This window comes from Sanguibacteroides sp. AM78-02pH3A, from assembly GCF_027666085.1.
In the GTDB taxonomy this organism is placed as follows: domain Bacteria; phylum Bacteroidota; class Bacteroidia; order Bacteroidales; family Marinifilaceae; genus Gabonibacter; species Gabonibacter massiliensis.
This window is the reverse complement of sequence record NZ_JAQEHX010000007.1, coordinates 125792-148553: the sequence shown is the minus strand read 5'-3', so window position 1 is coordinate 148553 and position 22762 is coordinate 125792. Positions and strand designations below refer to the sequence as shown.

General features: G+C 41.4%; 13 protein-coding genes. 7 read left to right on the top strand and 6 right to left on the bottom strand.

The window, feature by feature from the left end; translation table 11 throughout:
• Positions 1-119: 119 nt before the first annotated feature.
• Together PGR74_RS11225 and tgt are read right to left on the bottom strand one after the other, a co-directional pair.
• Positions 120-1199, bottom strand: coding sequence for an LptF/LptG family permease (locus PGR74_RS11225; protein WP_041502372.1), 1080 nt, complete (start codon positions 1197-1199; stop codon positions 120-122).
• Entirely contained in the window at positions 1200-2330 is a 1131-nt protein-coding gene (gene tgt, locus PGR74_RS11220) for a tRNA guanosine(34) transglycosylase Tgt (protein ID WP_041502373.1), read from the bottom strand.
• A 229-nt stretch (positions 2331-2559) separates the two neighbouring features.
• Here tgt and PGR74_RS11215 point away from each other — a divergent pair, with 229 nt between their 5' ends.
• The 5 genes from PGR74_RS11215 (at position 2560) to PGR74_RS11195 (ending at position 12892) form a co-directional block, all read left to right on the top strand.
• Entirely contained in the window at positions 2560-4770 is a 2211-nt protein-coding gene (locus PGR74_RS11215; RefSeq protein WP_270517172.1) for a S9 family peptidase, read from the top strand.
• A gap of 591 nt (positions 4771-5361) precedes the next feature.
• Positions 5362-5853 (top strand): hypothetical protein, encoded by a 492-nt coding sequence (locus PGR74_RS11210; RefSeq protein ID WP_270517171.1) that lies wholly within the window; start codon positions 5362-5364, stop codon positions 5851-5853.
• Between the two features lie 1866 nt (positions 5854-7719).
• A complete protein-coding gene (locus PGR74_RS11205) occupies positions 7720-9195 on the top strand; it encodes a golvesin C-terminal-like domain-containing protein (protein ID WP_270517169.1) in 1476 nt (491 codons plus the stop codon).
• Positions 9196-9517: 322 nt separating this feature from the next.
• Positions 9518-10981, top strand: coding sequence for an aminoacyl-histidine dipeptidase (locus tag PGR74_RS11200; RefSeq protein WP_041502378.1), 1464 nt, complete (start codon positions 9518-9520; stop codon positions 10979-10981).
• Positions 10982-11215: 234 nt separating this feature from the next.
• Positions 11216-12892 (top strand): AMP-binding protein, encoded by a 1677-nt coding sequence (locus PGR74_RS11195; protein ID WP_041504781.1) that lies wholly within the window; start codon positions 11216-11218, stop codon positions 12890-12892.
• A 31-nt stretch (positions 12893-12923) separates the two neighbouring features.
• Here PGR74_RS11195 and PGR74_RS11190 read toward each other — a convergent pair whose 3' ends face one another.
• Together PGR74_RS11190 and PGR74_RS11185 are read right to left on the bottom strand one after the other, a co-directional pair.
• Positions 12924-13490 (bottom strand): fumarylacetoacetate hydrolase family protein, encoded by a 567-nt coding sequence (locus PGR74_RS11190; RefSeq protein WP_041502381.1) that lies wholly within the window; start codon positions 13488-13490, stop codon positions 12924-12926.
• A 38-nt stretch (positions 13491-13528) separates the two neighbouring features.
• The gene (locus PGR74_RS11185) at positions 13529-14092 is read right to left on the bottom strand and encodes a nitroreductase family protein (protein WP_041504839.1); all 564 of its coding nucleotides are present in this window, start codon (positions 14090-14092) and stop codon (positions 13529-13531) included.
• Between the two features lie 136 nt (positions 14093-14228).
• Between PGR74_RS11185 and PGR74_RS11180 the strand changes: the two genes are divergently transcribed.
• Together PGR74_RS11180 and udk are read left to right on the top strand one after the other, a co-directional pair.
• Complete coding sequence (locus PGR74_RS11180) at positions 14229-17060, top strand: PD-(D/E)XK nuclease family protein (RefSeq protein WP_041502382.1); 2832 nt, start codon at positions 14229-14231, stop codon at positions 17058-17060.
• Positions 17061-17354: 294 nt separating this feature from the next.
• Positions 17355-17969 (top strand): uridine kinase, encoded by a 615-nt coding sequence (udk, locus tag PGR74_RS11175; protein ID WP_181416510.1) that lies wholly within the window; start codon positions 17355-17357, stop codon positions 17967-17969.
• A gap of 61 nt (positions 17970-18030) precedes the next feature.
• Here udk and PGR74_RS11170 read toward each other — a convergent pair whose 3' ends face one another.
• A complete protein-coding gene (locus PGR74_RS11170) occupies positions 18031-20691 on the bottom strand; it encodes a DNA gyrase/topoisomerase IV subunit A (protein ID WP_041502384.1) in 2661 nt (886 codons plus the stop codon).
• A gap of 53 nt (positions 20692-20744) precedes the next feature.
• Positions 20745-22577 carry a DNA topoisomerase IV subunit B gene (locus tag PGR74_RS11165; protein ID WP_041502385.1) on the bottom strand — a complete coding sequence of 611 codons (1833 nt, stop codon included), beginning with the start codon at positions 22575-22577 and terminating at the stop codon, positions 20745-20747.
• Positions 22578-22762: the final 185 nt, after the last annotated feature.

The following is a 22762-nucleotide window of genomic DNA, read 5'->3' as shown; positions in this document are numbered from 1 at the left end:
CTAATAAATTAAATATTAATTATAACTGAGCATACTATAAATCAACAGTATATTAAATGCTCTTCGATTTTCAGACAACTGATCTCTATTTTTTAATTCAATTGTACTCCCGACTCAACTTACTTCGGAGCCGTTCGATAAACAAAAAATGCCACGAAAGCATACAAGATATTAGGTATCCATACCGCTAATAACGGATTCATATTTCCATTGGTTGCAAATACCGTCGAAAATTGCATGAATAGAATATAAGAAAAACTGATCAACAACCCTAATCCTAAATGAAATCCCATACCTCCCCGAATTTTTCGGGAAGCAATACTCACCCCTATCAATGTCAGTATAAAGGTGGCAAAAGCATTGGAGAAAATTCTATATTTCTCAATCTGAAACTCAACAACATTACTACTTCCCCTCAGCTTTTGTCTGTCAATGTATTCATTTAATTCCGGCAAAGTCAAACGTTCCTTTATCTTCTTGGGATCTTCTGAAAATTCCGCCGGAGTAAAATTTAATAAGGTATCGATCTGTCTACCCGTCGTATACGTCTCTTTCATTCCGTCGAACTCCCTGTAAGTCCAATCCTTAATCGTCCATTTTCCTTTCTTCTCGTCCCATTCGATCAACCGGGCGTTCAATTTATTTATTAACGTATCTCCCCGGAAATTCTCATATGAAAAATCATATCCTATTTTAGGACCCACGGAAAAAGAGGACATATATATATAAGAACCGGGAGCCACTTGACGATGAATATTCTTCTCTCGATTTTGAAAAGTTTTCCAAATGTATTTCTCCGAAAACTCTATCCGTTTCTTATTGGCATTAGGGATGATAAAAGCAGTCAACAACAGGGACAACGTCGCGATAACACCCGCCGAAATCATATAGGGACGTACCATCCGGCGAAAACTGGTTCCCGTACTCAAAATGGCTATGATTTCACTATTGTAAGCCATCTTGGAAGTAAAGAAAATAACAGAAATAAATGTAAACAGAGAAGAAAACACATTCGCGAAATAAGGAACGAAGTTGAGGTAATAGTCAAAAACAATGGCGTTGACCGGAGCACTGTTCTCTATAAACTTCTCCAAACGCTCCGAAAGGTCGAAAACGATAACGATACTGAGAATGAGTACCATTGAGAAAAAGAAGGTACCCAGAAACTTTCGTATAATATATATATCCAGTTTTTTCATCTACAGCCGAGTTGTCACTTTTTTTACTGTTTTCGCTTTCCATGCAAGGAAATCACCTTCCAATATATGTTTCCGCGCCTCTTTTACCAACCACAAATAAAAGGACAAATTATGGATCGAACAAATTTGCAACCCTAAAATTTCATCTGCCTTAATCAAATGGCGCAAATAGGCTTTTGAATAATCTTTATCCACGAAAGAGAGAGCTAAAGGATCAATGGGGGAAAAATCCTTTTCCCACTTTTTGTTCTTAATATTAATTACCCCCTCCGTCGTAAACAACATTCCGTTTCTTCCGTTCCGGGTAGGCATAACACAATCGAACATATCGACGCCTAAAGCAATGGCCTCTAAAATATTCTCGGGCGTACCGACACCCATCAGGTAGCGGGGTTTATCTTTCGGTAAAATCCGGTTCACCACCTCAATCATCGCGTACATCGACTCCGCGGGCTCTCCTACCGCCAAGCCTCCGATAGCATATCCTTCCCGCTCCAATGACACCGCATGCTCAGCAGCACGTTCCCGAAGATCTTCATACACACATCCCTGAACGATCGGAAATAAAGACTGACGGTAACCGTATAACGGCTCCGTTGCATCAAAACGTTTTACACAACGTTCCAACCACCTTTGAGTCAACTCCAAAGATTTTTTAGCATAGGCGTAATCGCTTTGACCGGGAGGACATTCGTCGAAAGCCATCACGATATCGGCCCCTATCCTACGCTGGACATCCATTACGTTTTCCGGTGTAAAAAGATGTTTCGACCCGTCAATATGAGAACGGAAGGTAACCCCTTCTTCCGTGATCTTCCGGCTATCGGTCAAAGAAAATACCTGAAAACCGCCGCTATCGGTCAATATCGGTCTATCCCACGCGTTAAATTTATGTAAACCTCCCGCGGCTTGCAACACATCCGTACCCGGTCGCAAGTAGAGATGATACGTGTTTCCTAAAATAATTTGAGCCTGAATATCCTCTTTCAACTCCCGGGCATGCACAGCTTTTACGGTCCCTACTGTCCCCACCGGCATGAAAATGGGAGTTTCAATAGTTCCGTGGTCTGTCGTTAACAGGCCACATCTTGCTTCGCTATGCTTATCTTTCGCTAAAAGGGTGTAATTCATTCGCTTTCATTTTTGAATCGGCAAAGATAGTGATTATTTTAGATTAAAATCGTCTCTCTTTCCCCTAAATATCGCAAAAACGTACCCTTCCCTCTCAAATCAGGCCGAAAATTTAAAATCCAAGCCATTAAATCGTTATTTTAAACTTAAAATCAGCAAATCATTTTCAAATAAAAGAAAAAAATAGAATCTTTGGAACTTGATTCAAAATGCTAAAAAATTATAGGTTATGAGAATGTTTTACAAGTTAATTGTATTCCTTTTTATGGTGGGGTTGGTTTTACCCGGATATGCACAAAGCGAAAATAAAAAATTTAGTCTGGCCGATTTCTGTCTCAATTATACATTTATGCCCACGGGGGTTCGGGGACTTCGTTCACTGAACGACGGAGAACATTATACGGTTTTGGAATCCAACGGACAAAAATTAGTCATGTATAGCTACAAAACCGGAAAGGCCGTAAACACCCTGTTAGATCTCAGTGATCCCAAATATAAAGAGGTAAAAACGATACAAGACTACGAGTTCAGTCCCGATGAAAGCCGTATTTTGATATGCACGAACGTAAAACCGATTTACCGTCGTTCTTTCACGGCTGACTATTACGTTTTCGATTTTAAAAACAGGGAACTGAAACCGTTATCCACAGGTGGACCTCAACGTTTGGCAACCTTCTCCCCGGAAGGAACCAAAATAGCATTCGTACGGGACAACAATCTCTTTATCGCGGATTTACGCTTCGGATCCGAATTACAGATCACCTTCGACGGAAAATTCAATCAAATTATTAACGGGGCTCCGGATTGGGTCTACGAGGAAGAATTTGAATTCAATAAAGCATTCGAGTGGGCCCCCGACGGATCCGCCATTGCTTTCATGAAATTTGACGAATCGGATGTAAAGATATACCATATGAACATGTTCAAGGGAGAGAGACCGGAACTGAAAGAAAATGCCGTCTATCCTTCCAACTATTCTTATAAATACCCGAAAGCCGGTGAAGCGAACTCCAAAGTCAGCGTACACGTGTACGATATAAAAGATCGCGTCACAACTTCCATGAACATCGGGGACGAAACCGACATCTATATCCCGCGTATCAAATGGACCACCGATCCTAAAAAATTAGCCATACTGAAATTAAACAGATTTCAAAACAAGCTGGAAATTTTGCTGGCAAACGCCCGGGTAGGCAATACGACAATGCTGTACAGGGAAGAGAATAAATACTACATAGACGAGAATAACTTCGATAACCTTATTTTCCTGGAAGACGGACAACATTTCGTACTCAGCAGTGAAAAAGACGGTTATCTCCATCTTTATCTCTTCGACATGGCCGGAAAGGAAAAACAAGCCATTACCTCCGGTCATTTCGACGTGGTCGATTTTTACGGTTACGATCCCGAAAAAAGATTATTCTACTACTCTTCTCACGAAGTATCTCCTATCGAGAAATACGTCTATTCCATCGATCTAAAAGGACGAAAAAAATTACTAACTCCCACGCAAGGTTGGAATAATGCGGAGTTTAGCAAATCTTTCAAATACTATGTAAACACGGTTTCCAATGCCGACACTCCTCCTGTCATCACTCTTTACGGGGCGAATGGAAAAGACATCCGTATACTGGAAGACAACGCGGCGTTAAAGGAGACCTTAAAAGATTACTCCGTGGCTCAACGGGAATACATTCAAATACCGGCCGCAGACGGGACGACACAACTCAACGCGTGGATCATGAAACCCGTCGATTTCGATCCTGAACAAACTTACCCGTTATTGATCATTCAATACAGCGGACCGAATTCTCAACAGGTACATAATTCCTGGGCCATCGACTGGACGCAATACTTGGCACAAGAAGGTTATATCGTAGCTTGTATCGATCCCCGGGGAACCGGTGCAAGAGGAGAAGAATTCCGAAAATGTACTTACATGCAGTTAGGTAAAATCGAAAGTGACGATATGATTGCCGCGGCCAAATGGTTGGCTGAAAAACCGTATATCGACCCGGCAAAGGTCGGAATCTGGGGGTGGAGCTACGGAGGATTCATGTCCTCTCTTTGCCTGATGAAAGGAAACGATGTATTCTCCACGGCCATAGCGGTAGCCCCGGTTACCAACTGGAGGTTCTATGACTCCGTGTACACTGAACGTTTCATGCGTCGTCCCCAGGACAACCCGAACGGCTACGATGACAACTCTCCGATCAACTGGGCAGATAAACTGAAAGGACATTTATTAATTTGTCACGGAACGGCAGACGACAATGTTCACATCCAGAATGCTTATGAATTATCGGAAGCTTTGGTACAAGCCAATAAACCATTCGACATGCAAATTTATACCAACCGCAACCACAGTATATTCGGAGGCATGACACGTCTGCATTTGTACGGCAAATTCATGGATTACCTGAATCAGCATTTGAAATAAATTTTTTCTTTTAAAATAATCCCGCTTTTCTATTCATAACTTCGAAAAGCGGGATTTTTCTATCCTCTTTTTTTTATTTTTCCGAATAAAAATTAGTTTATTTGGAAAAATAATATTATATTGCCACAAAAACAACCCCATAGCATCTAAAGATATACTATTATGGAAAAAAAATCTGCTGCCTCTTTTTAATCTTTGCTTTCACATCAAGCAACATATCCTTAAATTTCCTCCATGCACAAGGAAATGTTCCATCTTACAGCGTTCCTATAGGAAGTGACCTTCGCATAGACCTCGAATATTTATTTGGTCCTAATCCCAGAAATATACATATCTACCATGAACGACGAGTTTTTGATTTTTATGCAAATGGACCTACGGCATGGATTTTTAACGTCAGGCCGGAATACGAAGGAATTGTAATACTGAACGATGGGAAAGGAAATATATACGCTTTTGAACTTGCAGTCATACAACCGACTATCCCCATTACAAAATCATCTACAGATACGAGACATGAATCAGTTGTAAACATTAAATCTATAAGATTCTATTCCGAAAGAAAAAAATAACATATTACACACAATCATCATGGGAAAAGATAAAATCTACTTTAAAGCTATTTTACTGCTTTCAACTATTATCATGACGAGTTTTATGTTTATTCCTGAAGAAAAAAAAGACAAGGAGAAAAAAGGAAACGGGGGACAAATACGCTATACCATTATTCTATTCGAGCAAAATATACTTCATTTTAATGTGTCCGACTCTGCCGGAAACGCATTAAAAGATATTATTTTTGAATATAATAAAGAGAAAAGCCCTCTTTCGAAATCAAATTCATTTCAAATATGCGTTTCACAAAATGATTCGATTATAGAAATTCACAAAGAGAATTTTAAAACTTTCCGGTTGAAACTAATTGTTCAAAAGAAAAAGAAAGAAGCATTATCCACGGCAATATTTCTAACAATACATTTAACGGAAAAAGAGAAGTCGGGAAAATCCTGTATTGCACGTAAGAAGATCGTGCAAATTAATCCCCAGAATGTCACGACAATAAAACCCGAGTCAAAGAATTAACAATACCACATGAAATGGTCTCATTTTTTATTGACAGCACGTCAAGAGATAAAGCTAATATCCCGTAACGGGACATGGCAAGTATTTGTTTTTATTGCTTTAAGTGGAATTGTCTCTCTGCAAGTGGTGTTTCAATGTATCGGGGCAAATACCGACTGGGGAATGATTGCCTCTGCAGCACACATGCCTTACCTAAATGCATACCTTTTCAATATTGCTCAATCACTACTAATCATTTTCTTTATCACCGATTTTTTCCAGCGAGAAAAACGAGAAGCTTGGAATGCCTGCATTTATACTCGCCCTATCGAAAATAATATATACCTGTGTGGAAAAGTCATGGGAATTCTCTGTTTGTACGTCATCATAAATATTTTTTCTATTGTGACTTGCTGCTTGTTGAACCTTTTGGTAAGCGATGCTCCTTTTTACTTTCCATATTACTTATTCTATTTATTCACCTTGACTTTACCCTCACTCTGTTTTTTGACAGGTTTAGGGTTATGGTTATCAGGTATAACCGGATCACGTTTCTTTGCACAAACGATACTACTTGTCTTATGGATTGTGACGGCATTTTTTACCCCGAATACATACGGGACACTCGACTTTCTGGGTCATTCTTTACCGAACATGTTTTCGGATATAAGCGGCCATCCGAATTTATCCTCTTATTTACTACAACGATCTATCTATCTTCTAATAGGAATCGGATTAATTATCACGGCCGTCGTTCTATTACATCGCAAACCGAACAACCCCAAACATATCCGTTTGCAATCATCCGGGGGTTGCCTGTTTATATTCATCGGAATAATCTCGGGCTTTATTATAGAATTTAACTATAGCAAAAACGAACAAGCACGAGAAAAATTCCGAAAGAATTACTCCTTCTACGAGGCTACTGCTTCAGCCCATATAAAAGAACACTCGATAATTTTTGAACAAAAAAAAGAAAAAATATTTTTGAAAAGCGATATAGTTGCGAAGAATCTGAATCCGGAACCTCTCACTCGAATTATACTATTTTTGAACCCGGGATTGAAAATAACGAGTTTAAGGGAAGGAGATCACCCCTTAATATACACACGGGATAATCAAACATTAAGCATACAACGTTTTCTCCATAAAGGAGATTCTGTACATCTACAAATCGAGTATGAAGGATATATTGACGAAAATTTTTGCAATATAGATCAACCGAAACAAAAAATACACGAGTCTCCTCTTGATTATTTCATTTTCCGTTTCGGACAGAAAAATTCTTTCATCAGCGACGATTTTCTTTTGTTAACTCCCTACTGCATATGGTACCCGACAAGCATTCCTCCAGTCCTTCCGGGAGTTTCATATTTCAGTTATAACGACTTCACAAGCTTTCATCTCTACGTCTTACATCCTCGACAAACACGCATAATATCTCAGGGTAAAAAAAGTTATTCCGGTAAAGATACCATATCATTCCATCCCTCACACCCAATAAAGGGACTCTCTTTATGCGGCGGACCTTACGAATCAAAATACATGGAAATCCGAAACTCACGAATAGAATTATTCTATTTTAAAAATCATGATTTCTTTTCTACCTATTTCCGACACACGACGGGAAAGGATTTACAATTTGAAATTCAGCAGAATTTGTTATCGGCCCACCGGATTGATGAGTTTCTACAGGGAATCAAACAATATGACCAACAATTACTATTACTTGAAATACCGGCAATCTTTCAAAAAAAAGAGCAGTTCAGCATAGAATGCAATAACAGAATCCAACCCGGTCTCGTGTTCTTATCGGAATTGGGTATCGACATGGATATAAATCATTTTCGAAATACCCTTTCTCTCAAAAATATGCTCCGGAACGGGATGAGCGAGACCGAAGCGGAAGCAAATTTATTTATAACTTGGGCCAGCTCCTTTCTTACGTCCGATAGTAAACAAAACAGTACCGCCATTCATCAAATATTCGGGAAAAAACAGAACTTTCAAAACAAACCGAATCCCTATAACATTCTCCCAATGCTACATGATACGCACACAACCTTATATTCCGAAAAATATCCCTATTTGGACCTAATCATCAAACTTCTTCTACAAGAAGAATCAAATTTATGCCAATTCGTCACAATAACTCCTTCTCCTTACGAACGGGAAGCCCGCAGTTTCTTGCAAGGAAAAACAATCGAAGAAGTTTTAGAACAAAATCTCCCTTCATTCTTTTTACGGGAAATTCTAAAATTGAAAAGCGAACACTTGTTAGATTACCTGACAACACATACTTCCAGACAAAAACTGTTCAGACTAATCCATTCAATATATACCCAATATCCGCATCAAATAACATTTAATCAATTTACAAACATTATGGAAGACTCATTACGAATTAACCTAAAAGAAATCGTATATAAATGGGCTACTTGCAAACACGATGGTCTCGTGCAAATAAAAGACGGAGAAATATTGCCTATATTCAACTCGGATTTAAGAATGGGGAAAATAAAAATCTCGAATAACGATAAAGCAGAAGAACTCATTTCTTGTCAAATATCACGAGGCGACTCAATTGTAAATCACAATTTTTATCTCCAACCGAACGAAGCTAAAGAAGTAAGAATAATCGATATTTTTGGTTTTTTCAAAATAAACACACTTTCCAAGAATATTCCAGGAAACCTCTTTCTCATTTCCAATCCATGGACAATGGCAAATAAAACACCTATCAAACTTGATCCAATACCGGGAAAGGGATGGTATGTATTGGATCTTCCCCTATCCGAATTTGATACTCCTAAAAATGAAATCATCGTGGATAACGAAGACTCAACCTGTTTTAAAATTGATCTTAAACAAAACCTGATTCAAAAACTTTGGGAAAGTCGAAAAAAGAAATATCGTGATTTAAACCCTCTTCATAAACGGACAAAATCATGGACTCCTACGTTTTCAGAAAATGCTTACGGCAAATATATTAAAAATTATCTGTACAAATCAGGCGGAGACGGTACTGCCAAAATAATCTGGGAAACATACATTAACACTCCGGGGGAATATGAAGTCATGGTTATGGTTCACGATCGTTCCCCCGTTACCGCTTCATTTATTTCAGGCGGAACACAACAACCAGAAAAGAAAAATCTAACCTACCACTATACTGTCTATACAGGAAAAGAAGAAAAAACCATAGAAATCACACCTAAAAAAACATCAGCATGGGTTTCTCTCGGAAAATACCATTTTCATAAAGGTAAAGTCCGCACGACGCTCAGCGACCAAGGAGAAGCGGAACAGTTTATTGTTGCAGATGCCGTAAAATGGGTAAGAACCGATTCTTTGGAAAATTAAATAATTATCACAAATACATTTTTTAAAAGAATTTATTTTATCCCCCAAAAATTATCTTGTAACAAGCAATATGAAAAATGGTTTTCACACATTAGAAAATGACACCTCCATCTCGGTTCGATATCTTTTGATTACATGCGTTTTATGACAGAGAATGACAAAATTGCATAATTAGAATCAATTTCATTGACGAAACAATTTAATTTTTTATAACTTTAGGGGTCGAAAATGTAAGTGAGAGTAATTGGTATGTAATTTTTTTTTCGCAAATACCACTTGATGCCGACAAAAGAGAAATCGTTTAACTTAAAAAATAAAGATTATGAGCAAATGCATATGCACGCTGGAACCTCAGGCTATCTGGGAAAACTTTTATAAACTCACGCAAGTTCCCCGTCCTTCCAATCACGAAGAAAAAGCAAGAGAATTCGTTATGAATTGGGCAAAAGAAAACGGAATAAAAGCCGAGATGGACGAAGCCAATAATATACTATTGAGCAAACCCGCAACACCGGGAATGGAGAACCGTAAAGGAGTTATTTTACAAGGACATCTGGATATGGTTCCTCAAAAAAACGAAGATAAAAAACATGACTTTACCAAAGATCCGATCGATGCTTATATCGACGGAGAATGGGTAACAGCAGACGGCACGACCCTGGGAGCTGATAATGGGATCGGCGTCGCCACCGGCATGGCTTTACTGCTGTCCAAAGATATTCCTCACGGGCCGTTAGAAGTGTTGATCACCGCCACTGAAGAAACAGGAATGGACGGAGCCAACGGCATTCGTCCGAATTGGTTAAAAGGTGATATCCTTTTGAATTTGGACTCGGAAACGGAAGGCGAATTATATGTCGGATGTGCAGGTGGTATTGACGGAGAAATTCAATTTACTTATACTCCGGAAGCCGTGCCGGCCGGAAATAAAGCCTATAAATTGGCCTTAAAAGGATTGAAAGGCGGCCATTCGGGTATGGACATCAACCTGGGAAGAGGAAACGCGAACAAGTTATTTTTCCGCTTTTTAAAAGCCGTAGCGCAGGAACTCGATATAAGAATCGCTTCCATAGAAGGAGGAAACATGAGAAATGCCATTCCGCGCGAGGCATTTGCCATTGTAACCCTTCCCGCGATCCATGTTGATAAATTCCAAAACAGAATCAAAGAATACGAAACCATCTTTAAGGCGGAACTCAGTGCAAAAGAACCGACATTGCAACTATTCGCAGAGGAAGTTTCCATGCCCGGAAACGTGATGAATGCTCAAATTCAAGCTAATATCATCAACGCGATCGTGGCTTGTCCGAATGGAGCCATGAGAATGATCGATTCTATGCCCGACACGGTGGAGACATCCAATAACCTTGCCATCGTCAAAGGAGGAGAAGGCAAAGTAGAAGTTTATATGTTGATGCGCTCTTCTGTTGAAACGGCAAAAATGGCATTAGCTCAATCCGTTCAGGCTGTGTTCGAACTGGCCAAAGCGGACCAGATCAATTTCGTGGGAGAATACCCGGGCTGGAAACCCAATCCAGACTCGGCAATCCGTAAAACGATGGAAAACGTATACGAGAAATTATACGGTAGAAAACCGGCTATTATGGCCATCCATGCCGGATTGGAATGCGGTATTCTCGGATCCACGTACCCGAACTGGGATATGATTTCGTTCGGACCGACCATCAGCTCTCCGCACTCTCCGGATGAAAAGGTAAACATCGCATCCATCGTTAAATTCTGGGATTTTCTGAAGGCTACCTTACAGGCTATTCCTGAAAAATAATACATCTTTGAAGACAGATTTATTTTTCGTCTTTTGAATGCTATTCAAAACATAAAAAATAAATCTGTCTTTTTCACGAACGCGACATCTCCAAACGCAAACGTTAGCATCTTTTACGAAACCGCCCCGCATCCGCCTTTCATTTAACAACATCCCCTCTCTTTTTTTTATTATTTTAACCATAAGGGACGATTTTCTGTATTATCTTTGTTGGGAAAATTCAAATGTTTAACTATGACTTTAAAAAAATTGACGTTACCCGAACTGCTGAAACACAGCTGTTCTAAGTTCGCAAAAAACCTCTCGTTAAATTTTGTCGCAAACGGAAAAAGAACTTACCAAGATTTATATAATGACGTCATTGCTGTTGCCAATCATCTGATTCGCTTAAATATAAAAAAAGGAGATAAAGTAGCCATCTTAAGCGCTAATATGCCCAACTGGGGAATCACTCAATTTGCAATAGCAAGTACGGGAGCCATTGCCGTTCCGATTTTACCCGGGTTCTGCTCCACGGAACTTCAAAATATACTGGAACATGCTGAAGTAAAAGTAATTTTCGTATCCCGCCTTTTGGCCAAATGTTTAGAAGATGTTAAGACCCCGTTCTTAAAACATAAGATTCTAATCAATAATTTTGCAACCATCCCGGAAGGCTGTTATGCCCCCGAAGAATTAGATAAGTTGACTCCCGATATCGACCTCAACGACTATACTCCGCTACCCGATATTACGGTAGAAGAGGAAGATACGGCATCCATTATTTATACTTCCGGCACGACAGGATTCTCCAAAGGAGTAGAATTGACACATAAAAATTTAGTATGGGATGCCCGTCAATGCCGTACGATACAGCATGTAGACGAATCGGACCGTTTCTTAAGTATCCTCCCTATGGCTCATACCTATGAAAATACTTTGGGCTTGCTCTTACCGCTTATGTTCGGATCCCAGGTTTTCTATCTGGACCGGGTGCCGACCCCCAAACTTTTGGTTCCGGCCATGCAAAAGATTCATCCTACGGTTATCCTATCCGTACCGCTTATTATCGAGAAGATATACAAGACTCAAATCGTTCCCAAATTCAACAGTAACAGAATCATTCGAGCCTTATACGGTTTTTCCGTAGCACGTAAATTCTTCCACCGGATGGCAGGTAAGAAATTAATGGAAACATTCGGGGGAAAATTAAAATTTTTCGGTGTCGGAGGCTCTAAACTTGACGGAACAGTAGAAAAATTTTTGAAAGAAGCACGCTTCCCTTACGCCATAGGTTACGGACTGACCGAAACAGCCCCCATGGCCGCCGGCTCCAACCCTTCAGGAACATTCTTGCAAGGCGTGGGACCGATGATGGAAGGTGTTTCTATAAAAATCAACGAACCGGACGAAAAAGGAGAAGGAGAAATCTGGATCAAAGGTCCTAACGTGATGAAAGGTTATTACAAACGCCCCGAACTAAATGCCGAAGTCTTCACGAAAGACGGGTGGTTTAAAACGGGAGATTTAGGCTCTTTCGACAAAAAGAATCGCTTATCTATCCGAGGCAGGATTAAAACCATGATCCTGGGAGCATCGGGAGAAAATATCTATCCGGAAGAGATCGAATCCATCATCAACAATTTCCGTTTTGTTAACGAATCCTTAGTCGTGGAAAACAGCGGTAAGTTAGTCGCTATGGTTCATTTCAACATGGAAGAGTTAGAAAAGCATTACAAGAACCTCAAAAGCCAAGCTGATAATTACAAGACAATGATCAGCGACTATATCGAAGAACAGAAGAAAGAGTTACGCGAATATGTAAACGCCCGGGTCAATAACTTCTCCAAATTACAGTTGGTCATGACTCAACACGAACCTTTCGAAAAAACCCCTACCCATAAGATAAAAAGATTCTTATATAACAAGTAAATTAAAAAGGTCGAGTTCTCACTCGACTTTTTTAACGAATACAAAAATCCAACAGTAACTTCCCGTCGAGGTATCCTTTAAGATGATCTCCAATCTGAAGCCCGCGATAGCGAAAAGGATTTCCACAGTATATATAATCTCCGATTTTCAACATATAGTACTCGGACATTGCGGCTATAACCTGCTCCGGCGTCACGGAAGAGTCCGTCACATTCCCTCGAAAGATCTCTTTCCCGTTCAACTCCAAAATATACTCTCCCCTTATCTTATCCCGGCTGCACAAGGAAGAAATGGCAGCCGCCCCGTCAAACGAATAAGCCACGGCCGGAGATAATCCCTTCTCCAATAACTCCCTCTCCCGGTTATCCGCGTAAAAACGAATACCTATTCCTACCTCCTCGTAATACCGGGAAGCAAAGCGTTCGGATACACACTTACCAATCTTGCAAATACGCAATACCAATTGCGGGACACAACTCAATTCCGTTGCAAAAGCCGGAAGATAAAAGTCTTCATTATTCCGTAACAAAGCATTATCTCCGAGAGTCACCCCTGTCCGTTCTCCGAAAACATTATACTCCGTACACAACAATTTCATTTCACCAGTATTTATGAATAAAATAACGCGTCTTTCGTCTAAACCAACAAATCCTGCACCGGACGTTTAGGAACATGGTGAGAACCGTCGTTTTCCCTCCAATATTTATAATCTTTCCCCCGCATCTCTTCCAATACGACGGTCTCTTTCGGCTTTCCCAAAGCAATCACGTACGTGATCTTCAAATGATCCGGCAATTGCAGGATAGTCCTCAACGACTCGTTTTTAAAAGCCTTTACAATACATCCCCCATACCCTTTTTCTACTGCCCCGAGCAAAATCGTCTGCGCCTGTATCCCGTCGTCACACAAACAATTCTCCACGATACCCGTGTCCAATAACTGTATCAAATAAGCGGAAGGGCGTTCTCCCTCATCCGGTCCGGCCCAATCAGTCAAATAACCGGCCCAAGACAAGGTATGAAAAACCCGGTCGCACTCCTCTTCTCCCGTAACCATTCTGTATTTCAAGGGTTGCGCATTCCTACCGGAAGCACAATAACGGGTTAACCCCACGAGATCCGTCAGCCCTTCGGACGTTATCCTCACCTCCTGATAAAAGCGACGATAACTTCTATTTCTCAACAACAACTCTTTCAACATAAATCTGATTTTAGATTGTAAATTTAAATCGTAAATTTGCTTCGAAGCAAAATTAATAATAATAATTCGAAATCCCACGGATATACAGGCTATCGGTAACAAGCACGACAGTTTGCAATCCATAATAAATAAAACGATGAGTTCATTTCTGCATCTATTGGCAAAGGACCTGATACAAAGACAGGGTGATCATTTCGATGACCTGTCAATCATTTTTCCCAATAAACGCGCCGGTCTGTTTTTTGCAAAAGAATTAGCCACTTTTATCGACAAACCAGTCTGGATGCCGGAAATTATTACGCTGGGCGAATTTATAGAACAACATACCGGACTAAAAAAAGCAGACGACCTTCCCCTCATTATCAAACTCTATAAAGCCTACCAATCCGTCTCCGGAACAACGGAACGCTTCGATGATTTCTATTATTGGGGCAATATGCTACTCGGGGATTTTGACGACATAGATAAATACCTCGTTAACGCGAAAGATCTTTTTTCAAACCTGACGGCCCTGAAAGAAATAGAACGATCCTTTCCCTATCTCTCCCCGGAACAAGCCGAAATCATACAAAGTTTCTGGAGCAGTTTCCATCCGGACAAATTTAGCCAGGAACAACTGGAATTTATCCACGTGTGGGAAAAACTATACCCGACCTACCGATGCTTCAAAGAAAAACTACTCTCCGAAAAACTGTGTTACGAGGGTATGGGACAACGGCTTTTCTGTGAAAGCATACATACCGTTCATACGGATAAATCCATCATCTTCGCCGGATTTAACGCGTTGAACTTTTGCGAGAAAAAAATATTCTCTCATTTTAGAGACAATGGAAAAGCTTTATTCTACTGGGATTACGACCTCTATTACCTGACAAACGAAAATCATGAAGCCGGGAGATACATCCGGGAAAACATGAAGCTATTCCCCAATGCTTTAGGCTTGGAACATTTCAACAATTTCCGTTATAACAATAAACACATCGAATACATCTCGGTTCCCTCGGTTATCGGACAGGCCAAATTAATTCCTTCTTTGCTGGAATCTTTCCACCTGGATTCGAATATTTCCCCTATCGATACGGCTATTGTTTTATGTGACGAAAAGCTACTGACGCCGGTTTTACATTCCATTCCGGATTTTGTCAAAAAAATCAATATCACGATGGGGTATCCGGCCAGGAATACGGCCATTGCCGCCCTGATCTCCATGTTGGGAGATCTGAAACACTATGCCAAGAAAGAAAGTACGATGACCTATTACTATTACAAACCCGTCATCGCCCTGCTGAATCACGAACTGATTCAGCCTACTTGCCCCGGGGAGGTCCACCGAATAACCGATTATATAAATACGCGAAATATCGTATACGTGAAAGAAAAAAGTTTACAGTTCAACGAAATAACCCGGACTATCTTCTCTTCTCAAGAAGAGAGCTTACCGACTTATCTGTTGAACGTGTTAAAAAAACTACTCGCATCCCTACCGACGGAGAGTCAGGCTAACGCCGCTATTGAAAAAGAATTTATCTTTACCCTGTACACGATCATACAGAGCATCGAAAATACGTTCCACGAGGAAGAAATTACCCCGGATGACCCTTTCTACATTCGAATGATCGGCAAGATTCTTCAAGAACTTTCCATCCCCTTCTCGGGTGAGCCTTTGGAAGGTATGCAGATCATGGGATTGATGGAGACCCGTATGCTGGACTTCAAAAAACTGATACTTCTATCCGTCAATGAAGGTATTATTCCCCAAAACAGTTACAGTTCCTCTTTCATACCGTATAATCTTCGAATAGGTTTCAATTTACCCACCCCGGAACATCAGGATGCACTGTTCGCTTACTATTTTTATCGGCTGCTTCAAAGAGCGGAACAAGTTGAATTATTATACGCGAACACCACCAAAGGAACCTCCGGCGGGGAAATGAGTCGTTTCCTTTATCAAATAAAATACGAGTCGGGATTACAGATCCGGGAAACGAACTTCCAAAACGATATCTCCGTCCAAAACATTCCCTCGCTAACCATTCCTAAAAACAAAAGCATACTACAACAATTGGAGCGTTATACACGACAGGGTGAAAAGGGGATCTCACCTTCGGCGTTGAATACCTATATGGAATGCCATCTGAGGTTTTATTTCAAATACATAGCCCGCATCAAAGAAAAGGAGGAGATAGCCGAAGAATTGGATCAACGCCTCCTGGGTACTATTTTTCATCAGGCAACCCAAACCCTGTATCAAACGCTCTCGCGGGAAGAGATAACCCTCGAAAAATTAGAAATACTTTCTCAAAACGATACCTTAATCGAAGAACACATCCGGCAAGCCTATTCCGAATTGTACGATACCGCGGTATCCCAAATGATGGAAAGCGGGACCAACGATTTGGTATTAAGTGTAGTAAAAAAATACATCAAAAAGGTCTTGGAATACGATAAAACGCTCTGTCCTTTTCAGATCATCTCCATGGAAAAAAATTACCGGAGCTCCGTTCGTATTCAATCCTCCGAGGGTGCTAAAACCGTCTACGTGGAAGGAGATATCGACCGGGTAGACAAGACCTCCCGGGGAATTCGGGTGATCGACTATAAAACGGGAACGGACAAAACCGAATTCAAAGATCTTGCCTCCATATTCGACATGACGAATAAACAAAGGAATAAAGCGGCTTTTCAAACCTTACTCTACTGCATGATGTACGAGTACGGAAATCCCGATGCAGACCCGATACAACCGGGGATATACAGTACTAAACTACTGTTTACCCCCAATTACGACTATTTGCTGAAATACAACAACGAACCGATCTACCGGTTTAAACCTTACGAACCGGAATTCAACCGTTTACTCGTCCGGCTGCTGGAAGAACTTTTTTCTGCCGATCATCCGTTCGAACAAACCCCGATACGTGAAAAATGCAAACATTGCCCCTACAATGAAATCTGCAAACGGAAATAAAAAGATTGTAGATTCAGAGATTAAGTGATTAGGTGATTGCCGATTGCGGATTGAAGAAGCGGGGATAAAAACGGAGGGGCACACATAGTGGACGGCGAGCGTCGTGTTAGCTTTTAGAAGCGACCGGACGACGGACTGTCCGAGCACGGCGAGTCACGGAAGAGTTATCCCCTTTGCAATTGCAGATGAACGATAAAAAACGGCAAGGTCAGAATTGAATCGTAAATCAAAAAATTCATTTAGACCTTATAATAAAAATCACTATTTTTGCATAAAACAATCAAGACGGTCATGATAGATACAACCATCATAGGAGTAGCAGGCGGAACAGCCTCCGGCAAATCAACCCTGGTGCAAAAATTACAGGAAGCTTTCATCGGCGAAGACGTACTTACCTTATGTCACGACTACTACTATAAGGCACATGACGAATTATGCTACGAGGAACGTACGAAATTGAATTACGACCACCCGGCCTCCTTCGATACCGACATGATGATAGAACACATCCTTACCCTAAAAGCCGGTGTTCCCGTCGAACGCCCGGTCTACTCTTTCGTGGAGCACAACCGGTTGCCGGAGACCGTTAAAATCTATCCGGCAAAAGTAATTATTCTCGACGGTATCCTGATTCTGGAAAACAAAGAACTCAGGAATCTCATGGACGTTAAAGTATACGTGGATACCGATGCCGATGTCCGCTTAGGACGCCGCTTGCTCCGGGACGTCCAAGAACGGGGTAGAAGTATGGATTCCGTTTTGGCCCAATATTTCGGAACCGTAAAACCTATGCACGACGAATTTGTCGAACCCTCCAAAAGATATGCCGATCTCATCATTCCCGAAGGCGGTTTCAATTCCGTCGCTCTCGGCTTACTGATCGAAAACATCCGTTCCCTGATCCGCTGAATTTATAGCGTAAACTCCAAAAGTAAAATAAATCAAACTTTTGGAGTTTATTCATTCGTTATCATTCAAAATCTATGGTCATCTGAGATTCACCGCTCAACATATCCGGATTGGTAATTTCAAAGTCGACGGTTCCCTCTTCCTCTTCCGACGTTGTCTCCTTCTCTCCCGCCTCCAAAGGTTCTATTTCCCGGATTTCCTTCACCTCATAAGTTGTCATCCGTTTTCCACGGGCCTTATAAGACTTTTCGGCAATAAACTCGTCGGCAACAATGATCTCGCCCGGCCGTTTCTCGTAGCGTCCGCCGAACAGAATCTCGAACCGGGGTCTGGTTTCTCCGCTTAAACATACTAAACGAGAGCCTTCCGTATCCCCTATAAACGACAACAACTTCGCACTATCTTCAAAACGGAACCGCTTCAGATAATAAAATTGTTGCTCGGCATCAAAGAAGACAACCGACCATATTTTATCGGGTTCAAATTTTTCTAATTTCAGAAAACCCTCTTCATAATGGTTGCTTAAATCAAAGTCGGAAGTATAATAAGTCCCATTTTTATTTACCACCAATATTCTATCGTCTCCCTGAAACTCTCCTAAATAGCGTCCCCGCTCGTCCGTGCTCAACCGCAAGATGTCCTCGTCAAACCAGATCTTCCGTCCGCCTAAGGTCGAGATTCCTTTCTGCACCAACGATATTTTGTGAATATCGTTCTTACTCAAGACATTTCCCTGCGAATCGCGACCTTTGATCGCCAGATTGGCAAAATCATACTCGAAAACCAACTTTTTCATTCCCGGCTTCGGTTTCAGACAAACCTTAATCACCTCTGCCTCCCCGTTAGGATTAGCACTAAAATAAAGCACCCTGGAACCGGCAGTGCCTTTCGTCAGATTATATTGCTTATCTCTTGTCGTTCCCGTCACAAAAAAACGTTTCACGTACGAAGCCCCGACTTTTCCATCCCGGTAAGCTACATTATAGATCGTCCGTTTATCACTCTTCTTAAATACGCTCACGTATAATACATCCTTTCCGACAAACAACTTATCGGCCACCTTAGTCACGTAATACGTACCGTCCTTACGGAAGACGATCACATCATCGATATCGGAACACTCACACACGAACTCATCTTTTTTCAACGCGGTACCGATAAAACCTTCCTCCCGGTTGATATAAAGTTTCTCGTTAGCGACAACGACCTTCGTCGCTTCGATATTCTCAAAATTCCGGATTTCGGTAAGCCGTTCCCGCCCTTTTCCGTACTTGTCCTTGATGTTTTTATAGTATTTTATCGTGTAAGGAATAATATGTTCTATGTTGTATTTCACCCGCGTAATCTCCTCTTCCAACCCTTTGATATAATTTTCTGCTTGTTCCGAGTTGAATTTAAGAATGCGCTTCATCTTAATTTCCAACAACAGTTTTATATCCTCATCCGTAACGGGGCGTAACAATCGCGGCAAGAAAGGCTCTAAACGTTTACGCACATGACCGATAACCGCCTCTATCGTGGCACTCTCTTCAAACTCCTTATCTTTATAAATCCGTTCTTCGATGAAAATCTTTTCCAACGTGGAATATTGCCAGTCCGCCTCCAACTCTCCCAAACGGATTTTCAACTCTAATAAAAGCAAAGCGACCGTATCGTCTACCGACTTTTTCAATATGTCGGTTATCGGCATAAACACGGGCTTATCGTTCTCGATCACACAGGAATTGGGAGAAACAGAAAGTTCACAATCCGTACAGGCGTATAAGGCATCGATGGTTTTATCCGAAGATACTCCCGGAGCCAAATGAACCAAGATTTCCACGTCGGCCGCCGTATTATCATCGATTTTCTTGATTTTGATCTTTCCCTTTTCGTTCGCTTTAAGTATACTGTCTATCAAAGAAGAAGTGGTACGACCGTAAGGAATCTCCGTGATCTTTAAGATTTTATTACTTGCCTCCTTCTCGATCTTCGCCCGAATTTTCACACTTCCCCCCCGAATACCGTCGTTGTATTTCGAAACATCGACCATGCCTCCGGTCGGAAAGTCCGGGTACAAAACAAAATCCTCGCGTTTCAAATACGCGATACAAGCATCCAATAACTCGTTAAAATTATGCGGCAATATTTTAGAAGCCAAGCCCACGGCAATACCTTCAACTCCCTGAGCCAACAACAAGGGAAATTTCACCGGCAGAGTAATAGGCTCCTTATTCCGTCCGTCATAGGATAATTTCCAGTTCGTGGTTTTGGGATTAAAAGCCACCTCCAAAGCAAATTTAGATAATCGAGCCTCGATATAACGGGGTGCCGCCGCCGAATCCCCCGTCAATATATTTCCCCAGTTTCCTTGACAATCGACCAACAAATTTTTCTGTCCCAGTTGTACCAAAGCATCCCCGATAGAAGCGTCTCCGTGGGGATGATACTGCATCGTACTACCGATAATATTGGCAACCTTATTGTAACGTCCGTCATCCATTTGCTTCATTGCGTGCAAAATACGACGCTGTACGGGTTTTAACCCGTCATTCACGTAGGGAACGGCCCGTTCCAGTATAACGTAAGAAGCGTAATCCAAAAACCACGTCTCGAACATTCCCGACAAATGACGTATGGAACGGATCTTTCCATTCTCATCCTGTCGCTTCTGAACTTCCGCATTTTCGGTATCATTCTTTAGCTCGTTTTCTTCCGTCTTATCCTGATCTTCTTCCGCCATAGTATTAATCCAAATTTAAAACTTATGATTATGTCCGATTTTACATCCGGACCTCAAATCTCATCTTTTTCCACGTAAAGATTCTCAATAATGAAATCCTGACGATCATTGGTATTTTTCCCCATATAATAAGCCAGTATATCATCTATCGAATCTTGCCTTGTCATTCGTACGGGTTCCAAACGAATATCCTTCCCGATAAAATACCGGAACTCATCGGGAGAGATCTCGCCTAAACCCTTGAATCGGGTAATCTCGGGTTTCGGCCCCAGACTTTTAACCGCCTTTTCCCGGTCCACGTCAGAATAACAATACCGGGTCTCTTTCTTGTTTCGCACGCGGAATAGAGGCGTCTGTAAAATATACAAATGACCCGCCCTGACCAAGTCAGGGAAAAATTGTAAAAAGAAAGTCAACAGCAGCAAACGAATATGCATACCGTCCACATCGGCATCCGTGGCGATAATAACATTATTATACCGTAAATCCTCCAAACCGTTTTCAATGTTTAAGGCAGCCTGCAAAAGATTGAACTCCTCGTTCTCGTAAACGACTTTTTTCGTCAATCCGTAAGAATTCAAAGGTTTACCGCGCAAACTGAATACAGCCTGGGTATTCACATCCCGCGACTTCGTAATAGAACCGCTGGCAGAATCCCCCTCGGTAATAAAGATCGAAGATTCCGTCTTTCTCTCGTGATTCGAATTAAAGTGGACCCGGCAATCCCGTAACTTCCGGTTATGTAAACTTACCTGTTTAGCTCGCTCCCTGGCAATCTTCTGGATTCCGGACATAGCCTTACGCTCCTTCTCCGCCTCTATGATCTTACGCAATAACAACTCGGCCGTATCCGGATTCCGGTGCAGGTAATTATCCAACTCTTTTGTCACGAAATCCATGATAAAATTACGAACCGAAGGCCCTCCCGGAGCTATATCTTTAGAACCCAATTTGGTCTTCGTCTGCGACTCGAATACCGGCTCTTGTACTTTTATGCTGATGGCAGCGATAATCGATGTACGGATATCGGACAATTCGAAATCCTTTTTGTAAAAATCACGGATTGTCTTTACCACAGCCTCCCGGAAAGCAACCAGATGCGTTCCTCCTTGCGTGGTATTCTGTCCGTTCACGAACGAGTAATACTCCTCCCCGTATTGACGTCCGTGCGTCATGGCCATCTCTATATCGCAACCTTTCAAATGAATAATCGGGTAAAGTCCCTCCCCGTTCATGTTCTCCGTAAGAAGGTCATATAGCCCCCGTTTCGAGTAAAATTTCTGTCCGTTAAAAATAATGGTTAACCCGGAATTCAAAAAAACATAATTCTTAAACATGGATTCCAAATACTCCATGATAAAATGATAATTCCCGAACAACTCCTTATCTGCAACAAAGGTGACTAACGTACCGTTAGGCTCTTTCGTCGGCTCGATCCCCTTCTCCTCCACGACGACAGCCTTACTGTAACGTACGTATTTTGTCTCGCCGTCCCGAAAAGACTGAATGGTAAAATTTTCAGAAAGAGCATTGACAGCCTTAATACCAACTCCGTTCAACCCTACGGATTTTTTAAAGGCTTCGGAATCATATTTCGCCCCGGTATTCATCTTAGAGGAGACATCCACCAATTTTCCCAACGGAATGCCTCGTCCGAAATCCCGCACGGACACGGTCCGTTCCTCTACTTTTATGACAATCTCACTCCCCGCCCCCATGGCAAACTCATCAATGGAGTTATCGATCACCTCTTTCACCAAAATATAAATTCCGTCATCCATTGCCGCCCCGTCGCCTAACTTCCCGATATACATACCCGGCCGTAGCCGTATGTGTTCCCGCCAGTCCAACGTTCGAATAGATTCTTCCGAATAATTCTCTACCATATTTTATGTTCGTTTTGCACAAAAATAATAAATATCTTTTTTCAATCCTTCTCCTGCACTTCACTTCCCGGCATTTTTTAGCCTTATCTTTTTATTTATCAATAAGAAAAAATTAGAAAATCCGTAGTCCGACGTTTATTCTATCCGGAAATCAGATACTTCCGCCTATCACTACCCGAAATCGT